A 15,194-nucleotide genomic window follows, 5' to 3' on the forward strand; every position below is an offset into this window, starting at 1 on the left:
CACACAACACCCTTCCAACACGGACCCGCCGCGGGCACCTGGCCGCAAGCCCTGACCAGGCGTTCCGTCCGGGTATGGGGTCGGTGGCGCCCCGACGCCGCGGTCTAGCGGTGGGCGCGGTGGTGTCGGCCCCCGGTCCGGCGCGGCCTGCTGGAAGGCGCGCGAAAACGGGCCGCTCCTTCGCGGGCGGGGCCCGGACTCCTGGCCCCGGTCACGGCAGGCGGCGGCTTTGGGAATCGACGCTGTGGAACACGTGCTACTCCCGGTCCAGCTTGCGGAGAACGAACGCAAGAGGTCCCTGGTAGGTCGTTCCCAGACCAGTGACGGTCGCCTCCACCGGGCCCGGACCGTCTTTCAGACGGCTGACGTAGTTCTCAGGCAGGAGGACGCGGTCACCGATGTCGAGCGGTGTCTCACCGCTCCAGCGATAGGCGTACCTTCCGACAGCCACGACTTGGTCTCCCCCGATCTCGTGGATACGCGTTTCCTTGTCGAGGCGCCCCCGGAGTTCCTCCACCTGCTTCTCAAGCCATGCGATGCGGAGCTTGGAGGATTCGCCGGAGGCCCTGGTACCGGACTCGTACCCCTCCCGGTAGCCGCGCCGGTGAGCGTCCGCGACAGCACGGTCCTGTTCGGTGGAGTGCATGCCGCAGGCAACGTCCGATCCGCTGACACGGACCTTGCAGGGGCGTCCGGACTTGGTGGGCCGTCCGCACGTACGCATCTGGTCTCCGCTCATGGTTTTTCGCTCCTTGGTCGGGGGTGAAACCACTGGGTCACGCCCAGAAGGGCAGCAGGCCCGGGACCGCGGCCGCCGCCCCCGCGGCCATGAACAGCAGCGCCGCGCCCGCGCAGCCGCCGCCCTTCTGGGCCTGAGGGACGGGGCGGGCAGGGGTCTTCGCCGTCCGGGAAGCCGTACGCTCCTGGGGGCCCCCGCCCGCCACCCGGTCCCTGCGCTCGTAGGGCGCCACGAACTCCCGGTGATACTCCTGGTCGGTCAGCTCCCGGGGGCGCCAGTACGCCTGCCAGCCCCGGCTCTCCTCTGCCTCCTCCATCTGCTGGACGTTCACCCGGGCGGTCACCTGTGCGTTGCCGCCATCGGAGAACAGCCCGGCATCGGACCGGTTCGAGACCTCGTGCAGGAGGTCCCAGGCCTGCTCCGGGGTGACCAGCCGGTGCCCGCCCTGACGCGCCCGCTCCGCCTTGGGGTCGGCCGTCCCCTCCTCCGCGATCACCAGCCGGACGGTCTTGGTGACGTTCACCCCGACGGTCGCGCCGTGGGACACCGCGTAGTCCATCACGGCGCTCATCGCCTCCGACTCCCCCAGCGGAACGATCCGCCAGCCCTTCAGGGGGCCGTTCCTGCGCGCCCTCTCCTGCTCGGCGGCGTAGAGCAGGTCCTGGATGGCGTGCCCCGCCCGGAGCTCCTTGGCCGCCCTCTCCAGTTCGCGGAGTTCGGCGGAGGTCACCACGCCGTCCTCCTCCGCCCGTGCGCGCGCCTCCATCAGCACCTTCTCGTGGAGCTGGCCGATCGTGGCCTGGGTGAACCCGGCCTCGGTGGCCAGGTCCGCGAGCTGACGCGCCTCGTCTCCGACGATCTTGCCGTCGTCGAGCGCGTGGCCCAGCATCGAGCGGTAGGCCGCGGCGCCCTGGGGGTTGGGGCGGGGTGAGGGGTTCATGTCGGGCAGCCCGGCGACCATGTTGGCCAGCCATCCCTCCTGGCCCTTGCGCAGACCGATGGTGCGCGGAGCGATCAGGCCGGTGCGCGGCACGGCGGGCACGGGGACGGGTCCGGGGCCGTTCCAGCGCAGGAGAGCGGGGCTTCGCTGGAGAACGATGTGCAGCATCCTGGCCCGCTGTCGGGCCTTGTCCAGGGCGCTGCTCTCCCATGCGGGCCAGTCCCCGGTCAGCAACCGGTAGAGGTGGTTCTGCCGGTAGGGGAAGGTGTCGAGCTGGGTGCGCAGCAGACGCAGCGTGCACAGGCCGGGGACGCCGGAGACGCGGACGCCCATGCGTCCGAGCTCGCTGTCGAGGAACCGATCCACGTGGTCGAGGCCGTGCGCGACCACCACCGCGTCGGGCAGGAAGGCGAGCAGGTCTCCGGCGACACGGTCGAACGCGGGCGCCTTCCCCGCCTGTTCGTTGGTGATCGGGTCCCGTTCGTCGGCGTCGACTCGGCGCTGGGGGTTGACGAGGGTGGCGTACTCGTCCACCACGGTTCCGTCGCCGCCCATACGGACGACGGCCACCTCGTAGACCCGGTCCCGGCCCGGATCGTAGCCCGTGGTGTTAAGGGCGACGACGGCGAACAGCATCTGGCGGGGGTCGATCCCCTGGCCTCGGGTGAGACGGCCCTGGGTGAACATGCGTACCTCCGATGCGGGGGGTTGGGGGAAGGGGGAACCGTGTCCGTCCCGTCGGCGGGGTGGACACGGGGTGGTGCGGTCAGAGGCCGACGGGCGCGATCCCCATCTCCTCCAGCTGTTTCCACAGCGGCTGGAGCGCGGCCTCGGAGTCACGGAAGAAACGGCTGCCGCGGATGCGTACGAACGTCCAGCCGACCCGTTCGAGCTCACGCTGGCGGTCGGCGTCGTCGGCCGCGTTCTCCTCGGTGTGGAAGGCGTCGCCGTCGCACTCCACCGCCAGACGGCGGGTTCCTCCCTCGACCACCAGGTCGATCCGGTACGGACCCGCCGGGAACTGGGGGAGCACCCGGTACCCGCGCTCGCGGAGGGCGAGGTAGACGCGCTGCTCGAAGACGCTGTCGAAGGGGTCGACGCGCTCGTTGGCGGGCACGTGACCGATACCGGTGCCGTCCTGTTCGGCGGCGGGCCGCTCCAGATAGTCCAGGTAGTGGCGGCGCAGATCGGTCGAGCCCAGGTCGGACATGGCGAAGCTGTGGAAGAACCAGACCTGGTCGCGGGCACGGGAGGCGGCGACGTTGACAGCCTGCTGGTCGGGCACCGAACTGAAGGGAGCCGGACGGCGGGGTTCGCCGTCGGTGTCGAAGGGCGCGTAGACGGCGCTGAGGAACATCACGTCGCGCTCGTCCCCCTGGAAGGCGCCCGGGTTACCGACCCGGACGCGGCGCTCCACGCGGGTGTCCAGGGGAAGCCGCTCACTGAGCATCTCCTCGATGAGCCCCTGCTGCGCAGTACCGGCCAGGGTGACCACCCCCATGGTGCGGTCGGCGTAGGCAGGGTCCTCGCAGCAGCGGAGGAGGTGGTCCACGAGGAGTTCGGCCTCGGCGCGGTTGACCTGCTTCGCCCCCCTGCCCTCCAGCATGCCGTCACGGACGTGGACGGTGCGCAGGGGCGGCAGCCGGTCAGCGGCGTACTGGCGCAGGGGCTGGAGCTTGCCCTGGTAGAACTGCTCGTTGGAGAACCCGATGATCTCCGGCATGCACCGGAAGTGCTCCCGGAGCATGAGTTTGCCGCGGCTACCCGCCAGGGTGGCGGCGATGTCGAACAGGCTGTTGTTGGGGGCGAACAGGTTGCGGCGCGAGGCGGGGAAGGCGCCCAGATGGCGCTGCTGGAGGGTGAACACCTCCTGCTGGTCCAGGCCGACGTTGCGCGGGCTGACCTGTTTGTCGTCACCGACCACGACCAGTTTCCTGCCCAGCCAGGCGAGCAGGAGCGCGTCGGGACCGGACTGGCTGGCCTCGTCGACGATGACGACGTCGAACACGTCGGGGGTGTCCATGGGCACGGTGTCCACCACCTGGTGCAGCGGCATGATCCAGGCGGGGATGGCGGGCTGGCACTCGCGCAGGCTCTCCCGGGCCTGGCTCTGGTGTCGGGCAGCGTACTTGCCGGTCCCCTTGCCGATGCGGCGGACACTCTGCTGGTAGGAGCCGAGTGCGACCTCCTGGTCGTGGGTGAGTCGGCCCAGGCACTCCCGCCAGGCCCTAGCCGCGGCGAGGGCGGCCAGGGTGGAGGCGGCCTCGCGGTCGGCCGCGCCGAGCCTGTCGCGGCACCGGTCCTCGGAGGCCGGATCGGTGAGGTCGACCAGCCGCCGGTTCCACACGGACCACGCCCAAGCTCCTTCGAGTCCGGTCAGGCGGTCCTCCCAGCGGGTGTCGTGCGGGTCCTGGCAGATCTGCTCGGCCAGAGGCGGGTGCCCCTCCTGGACCACCGCGCGGGCGGCCTCGTAGGTGTCGCGCAGACGTGCGGCCTCGCGGACCTCCTCCAGCGCGACGCAGGCGTCGCCGTAGGCCTCGGAGTCGGCTGTCTCGACGGCGGTGCGGGCGCACCGCAGCGCCTCGGGTTCGGGTTCGGGCCTGTCCGCCCAGGTACGCAGGGTGGCGAGGGTGTCGCCCACCAGCTCTCGGGCGGGCGGGGGCGGCGTCGTGTCCGGCGTCGACGGCGGCCAGGATGAGGGAGATGCTGTCGACCCGCTCGGTGTCGGACCAGTCCACCCCGGCCAGGCGGGGAAGGTCGGTGGTGGCCTGGACGAGTTCGGTACGGGTCCGGGACAGCTCCAGGAGCAGGCCGAGGTCGTCAAGGTGGTCGCGCAGGCGGACCAGGCGCAGCCCGGGGTCCTGCCACACGGGAACGCCGCTGACGCCCATGACCCCCTCCACCTGGTGAAGGAGGCGTTCGGCCTCGACGCGGTGACCGACCGCACGCACCTCGGCCTCGGTGTCCAAGGCGCTGCCGTCGACGGTCAGACCCGTGACGAAAGCGGCGTTGTCCTTGAACAGGCGGGTGCGCATACCGAAGGGCCCGGAGAGCTTCCGTCCCGCCTCGAACCCTTCCCTGAGCGCGGTGGCATAGCGTGTGGCCTCGGGGAGCGGGAAGGCCTCCAGCCCGTCGACACGCACGTCCCGGATCTGGCCAAGTTCCCCTTCGACCTTCTCCAGGAGGGCGCGGGTTGTCCGGTCCTGCAGGACGGACTCGCGTCCGCGTCCGGCCAGGACGTCGGCGCGCTGGTCGTCCCAGCGCGGGCCGAGGCGTGCGGCCGTGTCGCGCCGGGTGGTGAAGGCGTCGACGCGGGCGCGCAGGTCGGCGCACCGTTCGCGGGTCAGTCCCTGGATGAGGTCGTCCAGGTCTCCACCCCAGGAGTCGGCGGCGCGGGCGGCGGCCCGCTCCGAGTGGTCGATGGCCGCCAGGGCGTCGGCGTACCGGCTGGGTGCGGGCAGGTCGGCGGCCTCCGGAACTTCGGCCGCGACGGCCCGGTGGTCGAGGGTGTAGGCGCGGGCGGCCGCGAGCAGGGTGAGAGCCTGCTCGGAGGAGACGGTCGGTTGGTCGGAACCGACCTCGCCGATCCAGGAGTCGCGCCCTTCCTCACGTGCGAGACGGCGGGCGATGGTGGTGAGGGTGCCCTGGTAGTCGCCGATCTCGCGGGGATGGTGGTAGGTCTCCCGCTCACGGATGGCACGTAGGTCGCGCAGTGCCTTGTTGCGCTTGGCGGTGGCCTTGCCCAGACGACCCCGGAGCTTGTCGATCTCCGCGTCCGCGCGTGCGGGGTCGTGGTCGGCCTGGCGTTCGAGGATGGCGCGGACGGAGCCTTCGAGCTCGCGTTGGGCCTCCAGTCCGTCTCCGGTGCGGCTGACCGCGAGCGGCTTGATCTGTTCGGGGAGTTTGTCCTTGAGCACGCGCAGGGCGCGGGTGGTCTGACTGGTGATGAGGATGCGCTGGCCGTTGGCGAGCAGGTCGGTGACCAGGTTGGCGATGGTGTGGGTCTTGCCGGTGCCGGGCGGCCCCTGGACGACGACGAGTTCGCTGCCGCGCAGGCGCTGGGCGATACGGCGCTGCTCGGCGTTGGAGGGCAGGGAGAAGTACAGCTCCTCGGGTTCGGGTGCGGCCTGCGCCGGAGCGCCGTCCGCCTCGCGGACGGGGTCCGCTCCGGCGTTTCGGTGGCCCTCGGCCGTGCCGGTGATCAGGCGCAGCAGACCGGTGTCGGCCCCGCGGCGCTCGACGGTCCGCACGATCTCGCGCAGAGCGTTGACCTGGCTGCGCTTGGGCCTGGGGCGCAGGACCAGCGCGGGAGCGAAGGAGACCCGGGCACTGTCGCTGTAGGCGCTGGCGGTGTGGCGCTCCAGGGCCTCGTCGTAGTGGGCACCCGCCTCGGCGGAGGCGGCCCACTCCCGCAACGCGGCGTGCAGGTGCTCGGCTCCGTCGGGTCCGGCGAACTCACCAGCGGCGGCGAGGTGTTCCCGGATGCGCTCGCGCGGCCTGTCGCCCATGCGCTGGGACGCCTCCAGCATGTCCTCCTCCAGGACGAAGCCGGGGGCGTCGGGGTCGGGGGCGAACTCGATACGGCCGGTCTCGTCCATCGCGGGGACGACGCGGCGGGTGACCAGATGGCGCCGGACGGGCCTGTCCTCAGAGGTCCAGGTGAGGTAGCCGACCGCCAGGACGAGTTCGTGCGCGTCACCGAGTTCGGTGAACTCCTGCTGGACGCGGAAGACGTCCTCGTAGACCCGGGCGACCGGCGCGACGTCGCGTTCCTCGTCGGCCCAGGTCCGCCAACGGTCGGCCCAGGCCGTGTGGGCGGCGCGGATCGCGTCCCGGTCCGGGTGCTCGGTCAGAGGCACGGGCTCGTGCCCGTCGTCCTCCCCGTCCTCGTGTCCGGTACGGGGCTCGGACAGCAGTACGGGGGCGTCTGCGCGGGTGTGGTCGCGGACCTGGTCGGGCTCGATCCAGGATTCGAGGAGGGACGGCGGGGCGGGCGGGGTGTTGCGCAGAACCCGATCCGCGGTGAGCCAGGTGTCGTCGGGCCCGTCAGGGAGGAGCCCCGAGACGACGCTGGGGGAACCGGCGGGGAGTTCGCCCAGCCACAGCGTGCGGGTCCCCTCCAGGTCACGGACGGGTGATCCGCGCAGTTCCTCGGACTGGAGGAGGAACCGGTACATGCGCTCGACGCTGTCGGCGGCCTGGACGGGGTCGTGTGCTGCCAAGGCTGCTTCTCGCACTCTCTGTTCGTCGTGGGGGGTGGGAGCCGCGCGACCGGGGCACGCGACCATCTCGCGAACGCTTCGGGCAGGGGCTTCGAGGAGAAGTCAACCCCGCCGGATCCGTCGGCACATGGTGTTCGCCGAAAAAGGCCGGAAGAAGGATCCTTCTTCCGCGTTCGCGGGGACCTTCGTCCTGATCGTGACGGGGCGATGGGGTCGGAGGCAGGACTCGGACACGTTCATGGGACGGGCCCTCCCGGCCCGGAGAGGATGCCGCCCGACCGAAGCCGCGGTCGACGGTCGCGACTTCGGTCGGGCGGGGAAAGGACAGGGAGGACGCCGAGAGCGTACGGGGGTCTCCAGCCACACCCTAAACACGAATAGACAACACCATAGCGAAAGCGAAGTCAACAGGTTACATGGCTTTGCGACGTATACACCACCGGTGCCAGGGGCCGCCCGGGGAACGGCACTCCACAGGAAACGCGTGTAACCTCCGGCGCGTCAGCGGGCACGACCGGCCCCCGAGCCTTCAGAGGTTGCCTCGGCGGGGCACCGGAACGAGGGTGGAGCCGATCCCCCACCCGTCGGCCAGGGGGCGCTCCAGGTCGACACCGATCCAGGCCATGCGGTCGAAGGCCTCCAACACAATGTCCTTGGTGCGGTAGGTGCCGTACCTGGCGATCTCGTTGTTCATGAGCCCGCCGCGCTCGGTCCGGAAGGTCTCCAGGACGCAGGCGGTGTCCTCGCGGTCCAGCCCGTAGAGGTGGAACACGTAGGCGTCCAGCTCGGCCCGGATGGCGGCCCGGCGCTCCTCGTCCCAGGCGAGGGGCGGCCCCTCGTAGCCGAGGTCACGGGCCAGGGGCTCCATGTCGTGGGCGGTGTAGACGAGTTCGAGCACGCGGGGCACGAGGAAACCCAGGTGGGGCTTCAACCGCTCGGGGTGTGGAACCGGAAGTTGCTTCCAGGTCATCAGGGCCATGTGGGCGCCGGTGATCTTCTGACGGCTCACGTAGTCGAAGACGAGAGAACTCTGTACGGCGCACAGTGCCGCCACCAGCGGCGGCGGCTGGGCGGAGAACAACAGCGGAAAGGTGTGGCCGACCGCGGAGCGCGGCAGGAACGCGGGGATGGCGGTGCGCTCGTTCGTGGCGTTGGAGACATCCCGCCAGCCGTAGAGCCACCCGTGTTCCCAAGCCAACGCCGTAAGCCTGGAGGCGACCCCCTCCCTGTACTGGAACAATCCAGGGCAACGCCGACACGATAAGCAAACATATTCGCGTAAGCTAAGTCAACAGCCCTCTCTCCGGCCATGTGATCACTCCCCAACTCGTTCACTCCGGGCGTGCACAGGGGTAGACCACCGCGACCGGGCAGCAGGGCTCACAGACTGACGGCGAGAAGCGGGAAACCCTCGACTGCGCCATCACGAGCCAGGAGCAACCAGCCTCCTTCGACCCAGCGGTCGGATCGACAGCCCGCAGTCCCAGAACTCGCAAGACGTCGGCATGGCTCGGCCCTCATGCCGCGCTACGACACCAGTTCGTGTGCGACACGGGCGACGGGCCCTTCACATGGTCCCCCTGTCCTCATTCCGGCCAACCCAGCTGCCCGAGGAGAGTCATCATCCTCGGTCGCGCACAGACGAGCCTTCGGATCCGACCTGCGAATTTGCCGGTTCATTTCCATGATCCCGATCGCCCGGACGAAGGTGTCGGGGTCGTCGTGGGGGTAGACACACCTGTCGGCGCAGGCCTCCGGCCTGCGGCAGGACTCACCGCTGGAGCACGAATGGTTATAGTGACGCTTACTTCCCGTAACGTCCGCATCGCTGATGCACTCCACGCAAAGCCCCTTCGGGGCTGTGCTCTGCCTGGTGAAGGGGTTCTGGTATGTCAGGTGGGTCCGGCGGAAACCCGATCGAGGGCTATGAGGGCGCTGAGCTGGCCGCGGCGCTGGCCGAGTCCATGGCGGGGCTGGCCGACATGTTCGACCTGGTCATGGAGGACGCGGAGGCCGTCGCCCACAGGGACGAGGTCTCGTCGGCTCTGCGGGCGTACAAGGAGGAGTACGGTCCGACCATCGTCGAGGTACAGGAGCACGGCCTCCAGCTCGCCGAGAACATCCAGGCGGGCGCCTCCGAGATCGCCCGGAACGACCAGGAGTCCGCAGAGCACTACGAAACCCCCTGGGATCTCGGCACGGACCTGCAGGTCAACTTCTGACCCTCCAGCCCCGCCCTGAATCCCATCCCTCCCCCATATCACCCTCTTGGCAGCAGAGCACCCGATGGCATACTTCGACATCTCCTTCCTCGCCCGTTCCACGTCCGCGAACCCCGAGGCGATCAGGACCCGAGCCGAGGAGTTGGACACCCTCCAGTCAAGGCTCCTGGGTAGGGCGGACGACCTCGACGCCGACTTCAACTACACGGCCACCCAGTTCACCGATCTCATGGCCTGGAACATCCGGGACCTGTCCGCCGAGGAGCTCCAGCTATGGCGGGACGCCGGAACGGCGATCGCCTACGCCTCGTCCATGGTCCAGATGTGGGCGCGGCACGTGGAGGAGTTCGAGAAGGAGCGCTCGGCGCAGATGTCCGAGTGGTGGGAGTTCCTGAGGGCGAAGCGGGCCGAGATCCCGGACAAGTACCAGGGCCAGACCATCACCGCGACCTACCCGGAGCGGGAGGGGTTCGGCTGGCTCGGCGACGAGAACAAGTGCCGTTCCGTCTACGACGAGGTTGCGGCGAAGGCGGAGGACCTCAAGGAGCGCGAACGGGTCAACTACCAGGCGTTCGAGGACAACGCCGATGAGATCGGCGACAGGCTGCGGCAGGGCCCCACGAAGGAGAACGTCCAGGCCCTCATCGACGCCGGGATCAACTCCTGGGCCTTCTACAACCTCGACCCCAACCACTACACGATGCTGGTCGACAACCGGGAGCTGACAGAGGAGAACGCCGAGGAGTGGGCCGAGGAGCTGGAGGGGTACTGGTCCGGGCACCAGCCGATCGACGAGCGCTACCACGAACTCATGCTCATGATGAGCATGATCACCACCAACGCGATGCAGGCCCAACAAGGAGGCACGGGTTACCGCAACGAGGAGCTGGACTTCCTCCGGGCGTTCTACGACGAACTGGAGGAGGACCCCAACCCCGAGAGCATGGGTGTGATCGGCATCCCCGCCGAGATGGAAGGCAGCCACCTGAGCGACGAGGAACGCGAACACGCCCTCGGCGTCCTCGGAGACGGTCTGCTCGCCCTGTCCGACGAGAGGGTCGGCGGTGGATACGACGAGCTTCCCGCATCCGTCAGGTCCGTGGTCGACGGCCCCGACTTCAGCGCTGTCAGAGCCGCCGGCCAGTACACCCAGACCCACTCGGACTGGATGGAGCGGGCGGGTTACCTCGACGACCTCCTCTCGAACTCCCACGAGGACTTCGAGGGCGGTGCCGAGTTCTCGACCCGCATGATGGACACCGTCTCGTCGTCGCTCGTACGGATCGACGCCCTGGGAGGCGACGACAGCTCCATGTCCGGCCTCCTCGACGTCGCGACGCGCAACGAGGACGCCAACTACGCGGTTCTCACTGGGGAGTACCCGGAAGGGGTCGAGGGAGACCTCCCCTGGACCGGGGAGACCGCGGACAACGTCACGGACCGCATCATCGGTCAGCTCTACACCCACGAGTGGGGAGACGACGGGGAGGCCGCACGCGGTCTCACCGAGTGGATCGAGGACATGTCGTGGAGCGATGACGAGGACGAGCGCCGCATGGCCGCCGGTGCGATGGACGGCCTCATGGAGACGATCACCTCCAAGGAGATGCACGACACCCTCTCCGACACAGGCATCAGGGTGGAGCTCTCCGACGGGACGGAGGTGCCCAACGCGCCCTTCACCGCGGTCAACGGAGAGGTCGCCGACGGCTTCGCCCACCTCTTCGAGCTGTACATCGAGAGCTTCGCCGAAGAGGAGGGCATCGACGGCGGCCACGTGGACTTCGGATGGGAGAGGGGGGAGGAGGAGCGGTGGGACGACGGTTCCAGGACGCTTGCCATGTCGCCCTCCGAGCGCCTCGTCTTCCTCGAGTACGTCATGGGCAACGAGGACTCGGCCGTTCGGGCCCATACCGCGGCAGCGGTCTACTCAGCCGCCCAGACCGAGCTCTATCTGGAGAGCGGCAAGGAGGTGGAGACGGGAGCCAACGCCGGCGTTCTCCAGTCCCTCGTGGACGCGGCACTGCACAACGAAGCGGTGAACCGCAACCTCGACCTCGAACAGGAGGAGGCGATGCGGAAGAAGCTCGTCGAGGGTGTGGCCAACTCCGGCAACAACGCCCTGGGCCTGGTCCCGGGGGTCGGTGTGGTCCTCCAGAGCGGGGGGCAGTTCATCGCTCCCGAGCTGATCAACGAGGCATTCAACGACTACGTGAGCGTCATGTCCCACGAGGACAGCAGGACCACGGCAATCGACGTCGAGTACTACACGAGTGTGAGGGTCCTCTCCGAGGTCATCGAACGCGGCGGCGGCGAACTCCCCATCATCGATGCGGACATCAGAATCGGGGACGCGGGTGGTGTCACTCCGCAGGAGGTTCTGGAGCGCGCGGGGCTGCTCGACGAGCGCGGTGGGGAGTACCGCATCGACTTCGAAAATGAGCCGGGAGAGGACGCCCCGAGCTCATCTGAGGTCCAGCAGGCACTGAACAGCTTCCTGGAGTCCAGCGAGGTGGACTGGACTCGGGGGGCGACTTACTCCGGGACCGATTTCTCGTCGAACTTCACCACTTACTTCGGGCGTTTCTACGACCCCATCCAGGATCAGATGCGCTACAGCAAGGACAACATCGAAGGCCTCTACGAAGGAGTCCCAGCGGATGCGCCCAGCTCATAAAAGTCGTTTCCTGCTTCTGATCCCGAAAGGATGGTTGATCGTCCGTGAAGAAGGCTCCGCTGGCGCTGGTCGCCGTCTCCGCCTCTGTTGCTGCACTTGCCTGTGCATGCACTTCTCCCGAAGGTTCATCGAGCGGAGGCACCTCCTCTCCCCCTGAGGCACCAGATGAGCGGGTGACAGAACTCTGGGTGTCAGGAACCGTGGACGCCCATGTCATCCAGGAGATGTTTGCCAGGGATACCGACGGATCCGTCATGGAGAACATCGAGGATTACTACGAGGAGCGCGGGGAGGCCGAGGAAGCCGAAGGCCTCGAACCGTTCGATGGCGTGACGGTGCTCCTGGACTCCGGTGTCCTCGTGGAAACCGAGGAGGGCTATCGCGTGGTGACCGACTGGGATGAGTGGGATACCGGAGGCGCTTCCAAACCAGGGGAAACCGAGGTCCTCCAGGCGATGAGGCATGTGCTTGAAGTGAGCACGGTGGACTGGTGCGGCGGAATGAAGGGGTACGAGTTCTCGGACACCTACGTTGACACCTACTGGGGGGATTTCGACACCGAGGAGGAGTACGTCGCGAGCATCGAGGGCTACGTCTCCTGCGGTTCGGGGGAATGAGCCCCGGGGCCGGCGCCCCGGCACACGACACCCCCGCCGGCTCAGCACAAGGTACGCCGAGAGAGGCCGCGACCTTTTCCGTAAGGCGCGGATCCACCCGAGGAAGAGGGGCAACGGCAACCAGCCCTCGGCAGCCTCTGAACGTGAATCTACTGTGCGGTGACTGAACCAGCCCGCCGCAGACTCAGAGAGGCACCCGCTGACCTGCGATGACGGGAGTTCCCAAGCCTCCGCAACGCACGACCGGCGAGGACGCCCCGAGCTCATCTGGGGTCCAGGAAGCACTGAACCGGTTCCTGGACTCCCGGGGAGACTCACTCCGGAACCGTTTTCTCGTCAGGCTTCACCGAATACTTCAGTGACTACTACGACCCCATCCAGAACCAGATGCGCTACACCAAGGACAACATCGCAGGCCTGCACGAAGGAGTCCCGGCGAACGCGCCGAGCTCATGACAGGCGTTTCCTGCTTCTGGTTTCGAAAGGAGGGTTGATCTTCCGTGAAGAAGGCTCCGCTGACGCTGGCTGCCGTCTCCGCTGGTGTTCTCGTGCTCGTCTCCGCATGCACTTCTCCCGAAGGTTCATCGAGCGGAGGCGACTCCCCCGCTTCCGAGGTGTCGGGTGAGCGGGTGACAGAACTCTGGGTGAAGAACGCCGTTGACGCCCACGTCATCCAGGAGATGTTCGCCAGGGACGAGGACGGTTCCGTCATGGAGAACATCGGAGACTATTACGAGGAGCGCAGGGAGGTCGAGGAGGCCAACAACCTCGAACCCTTCGATGGCATGGCGGTGCTTCTGGACGCCGGCGTCCTTGTGGAAACCGGTGAGGGCTATCGCGTGGTGGCTGACCAGGAGGAGTGGTACACCGGAAGTCCCGGGCCGGGGGAGAGCGAGGTCCGCGAGGCGATGCTGCATGTCCTGGAAGCCAACACGGTGGACTGGTGCGGCGGAGTGAAGGGATACGAGTTCTCGGACACCTACGTTGACACCTACTGGGGGGACTTCGACACCGAGGAGGAGTACGTCGCGAGCATCGGGGGATACGTTTCCTGCGGCTCGGGGGAATGAGCTCTGGAACCAGCGCCTTGGCGCACGGCAGGCGCAATACGCCGCCGAGTCGTCCGAGCGTTCCGATTCGGTCCGCCAACGTGGCCACGTGCTCCACGCGCAGCAGCTGGGTGTGGTGCGTCCGAAGCCCAGTCACCTCCTCGGGGCCGAACCAGCCCACCTCGTGCGACTCATCGCTGACCGAGAGCTCTCCTCCGAGGACACGGGCACGGAAGCACACATTGAACTGGCGGCGCACCTCCCCGTCGCCGTAGACGATGACGCGCCGGGCATCGGTGTAGGTGCCCACCAACCGCGTCACCTCGACCTCGTAGCCGGTTCCTCACACACCTCGCGCACGGCCGCCTCGGGCAGGCTCTCGCTCATCTCCACCGCCCCGACCGGCATCGCCCACAACCCGTTGTCCACCCGACGCTGCAACAACAACCGTCCTCGTCAACGACGGCCGTACTGGCCGCGACCACCAGGCTGCTGGGGACGGGAACTGACGGATCGTCGTAGTACTCGGCACGAGCCATCACACCTCATCGCGCATCGGAGCCCCCGCGCCCGGTGAGCGCACGGCGGGCCCGTTCCACCAGTTCGAGAGCCGTATGGCCCCTCACAGCAGGACGGGACAGCGCCGAGAACACGCGCCGACAGGGTTCGACGGCGTCATCATCGGTCAGGAACACCTCCGTGACCACGGTCTCGACGATTACCTGGTCGTCGTCATAGACCCAGAGTCCGTGCATCGGTGATGCCATCCGTCGTACTGGCAGAGGGACGATTCCGATACCGCCACGGCCGCCGCGAATGCATTCTGCCAGATGATCGAGTTGTCCGGCCTGCACCCTTGGAGGAGCCTGCCGGGTGCGCAGGGCCGGTTCGCACAGCAGAATCCGCAACTGCTTGCCGTGTTCTTCCAGGATGGCGCGTCGCTCCATCTTCTTGCGCACACCCTCCCCCACATCCGCCGAGGTTCCGTGGAGCCTCACCACCCCCGCGATCATGGCGCGGGCGTAATCGGGTGTCTGTAGGAACCCGGGCAGGCACACCGACTCGAAGACGTGCAGCTTACGCGTGCGGCCTTCCAGGTCGACGGCGTTCTGCTGTCGCGCCTGGCTGCCCGCGGACAGCCTGCGGCACCCACTCGTGTAGTGGGTCGCCAGCGACCCCAGGCGGGAGACGAGCCCTTGGACCGCGTCGTCACGCCCACACAACCACCATCACGTTCCCGAACCCTGAGCACGCACGGGGCCTACGCCCCCAGGGTCTGGCAGAAGCCAAGCGGTCCGGAACCGTAAGGGTCCTGCGGCCGCCCCAGCGGGATTCGGACTCCGCGGACCTGTCCCAGGATGCCCCGCCACCGCCCGCTGGCTGAACCGTCCCCGTGTTGGGGTGAGTTGGCCGGGGCGGGGCCCGCCTGAGGGGATTCCCTCTGGCCTTCGGCACCCGCCACACGCCCCACCGGGCACAGCACCGGGTCAGACCAGGCGCCATCCCGGCAACACGGGATCCACCGGAGTTCCGGGGAACACCACCTCGCTCTCTCGGCCGGGCAGCTCACGCGGCCGCGGCCACACCGCGTCGGCGGTCTCGGTGGCGGGGACGCGCACCGGTTCCGTGTGGTCACGTTCCGGGATCGTCACCTCGGCCTGGTCGCCGAATAGGAGCAGCCAGCGCGCACGGATCAGCACCCCGGTCATCGATGGCTCCCATCAATCG

Annotated in this window: 11 protein-coding genes and 1 pseudogene; 4 read left to right on the forward strand and 8 right to left on the reverse strand. The window is 68.4% G+C overall.

The window, feature by feature from the left end; all coding sequences use genetic code 11:
• Positions 1–256: 256 nt before the first annotated feature.
• The 5 genes from UIS43_RS07180 to UIS43_RS07200 all read right to left on the reverse strand — a co-directional run bounded on the left by UIS43_RS07180 (position 257) and on the right by UIS43_RS07200 (position 8,099).
• Complete coding sequence (locus UIS43_RS07180; protein WP_370012840.1) at positions 257–646, reverse strand: hypothetical protein; 390 nt, start codon at positions 644–646, stop codon at positions 257–259.
• Positions 647–776: 130 nt separating this feature from the next.
• Positions 777–2,366, reverse strand: coding sequence for a PolC-type DNA polymerase III (locus UIS43_RS07185; protein WP_370012842.1), 1,590 nt, complete (start codon positions 2,364–2,366; stop codon positions 777–779).
• A gap of 79 nt (positions 2,367–2,445) precedes the next feature.
• Entirely contained in the window at positions 2,446–4,026 is a 1,581-nt protein-coding gene (locus UIS43_RS07190; protein ID WP_370012844.1) for an AAA domain-containing protein, read from the reverse strand.
• Positions 3,908–6,901 carry an AAA domain-containing protein gene (locus tag UIS43_RS07195; protein ID WP_370012846.1) on the reverse strand — a complete coding sequence of 998 codons (2,994 nt, stop codon included), beginning with the start codon at positions 6,899–6,901 and terminating at the stop codon, positions 3,908–3,910. Before UIS43_RS07195 ends, UIS43_RS07190 begins: the two co-directional genes overlap by 119 nt.
• 529 nt (positions 6,902–7,430) lie before the next feature.
• Positions 7,431–8,099 (reverse strand): hypothetical protein, encoded by a 669-nt coding sequence (locus UIS43_RS07200; RefSeq protein WP_370012847.1) that lies wholly within the window; start codon positions 8,097–8,099, stop codon positions 7,431–7,433.
• Between the two features lie 691 nt (positions 8,100–8,790).
• Between UIS43_RS07200 and UIS43_RS07205 the strand changes: the two genes are divergently transcribed.
• The 4 genes from UIS43_RS07205 (at position 8,791) to UIS43_RS07220 (ending at position 13,487) form a co-directional block, all read left to right on the forward strand.
• Positions 8,791–9,123, forward strand: a complete 333-nt coding sequence (locus UIS43_RS07205) for a hypothetical protein (protein ID WP_370012849.1) — start codon at positions 8,791–8,793, stop codon at positions 9,121–9,123.
• Positions 9,124–9,187: 64 nt separating this feature from the next.
• Positions 9,188–11,800, forward strand: coding sequence for a hypothetical protein (locus UIS43_RS07210; RefSeq protein ID WP_370012850.1), 2,613 nt, complete (start codon positions 9,188–9,190; stop codon positions 11,798–11,800).
• Positions 11,801–11,844: 44 nt separating this feature from the next.
• Positions 11,845–12,417 (forward strand): hypothetical protein, encoded by a 573-nt coding sequence (locus UIS43_RS07215; RefSeq protein ID WP_370012851.1) that lies wholly within the window; start codon positions 11,845–11,847, stop codon positions 12,415–12,417.
• 500 nt (positions 12,418–12,917) lie between these two features.
• On the forward strand, positions 12,918–13,487 hold the full coding sequence (locus UIS43_RS07220; protein ID WP_370012852.1) for a hypothetical protein: 570 nt from the start codon (positions 12,918–12,920) through the stop codon (positions 13,485–13,487).
• A gap of 88 nt (positions 13,488–13,575) precedes the next feature.
• Here UIS43_RS07220 and UIS43_RS07225 read toward each other — a convergent pair.
• The 3 genes and pseudogenes from UIS43_RS07225 to UIS43_RS07235 form a co-directional block, all read right to left on the reverse strand.
• Positions 13,576–14,005: pseudogene (locus UIS43_RS07225) on the reverse strand (NUDIX domain-containing protein); the annotation flags it as partial.
• 6 nt (positions 14,006–14,011) lie between these two features.
• On the reverse strand, positions 14,012–14,689 hold the full coding sequence (locus UIS43_RS07230; protein WP_370012854.1) for a Scr1 family TA system antitoxin-like transcriptional regulator: 678 nt from the start codon (positions 14,687–14,689) through the stop codon (positions 14,012–14,014).
• Positions 14,690–14,953: 264 nt separating this feature from the next.
• Positions 14,954–15,175, reverse strand: coding sequence for a hypothetical protein (locus UIS43_RS07235; RefSeq protein WP_370012855.1), 222 nt, complete (start codon positions 15,173–15,175; stop codon positions 14,954–14,956).
• Positions 15,176–15,194: the final 19 nt, after the last annotated feature.

The sequence above is a fragment of the Nocardiopsis sp. LDBS0036 genome (assembly GCF_041228755.1).
GTDB classification, from domain to species: Bacteria; Actinomycetota; Actinomycetes; order Streptosporangiales; family Streptosporangiaceae; genus Nocardiopsis; species Nocardiopsis dassonvillei.

What these genes read in the sequence shown, in the direction of transcription:
- UIS43_RS07210 (WP_370012850.1), top strand. Translation starts at nt 9,188, where the DNA reads ATGGCATACTTCGACATCTCCTTCCTCGCCCGTTCCACGTCCGCGAAC.
- UIS43_RS07235 (WP_370012855.1), bottom strand. Translation starts at nt 15,175, where the DNA reads ATGACCGGGGTGCTGATCCGTGCGCGCTGGCTGCTCCTATTCGGCGAC.
- UIS43_RS07185 (WP_370012842.1), bottom strand. Translation starts at nt 2,366, where the DNA reads ATGTTCACCCAGGGCCGTCTCACCCGAGGCCAGGGGATCGACCCCCGC.
- UIS43_RS07180 (WP_370012840.1), bottom strand. Translation starts at nt 646, where the DNA reads ATGCACTCCACCGAACAGGACCGTGCTGTCGCGGACGCTCACCGGCGC.
- UIS43_RS07205 (WP_370012849.1), top strand. Translation starts at nt 8,791, where the DNA reads ATGTCAGGTGGGTCCGGCGGAAACCCGATCGAGGGCTATGAGGGCGCT.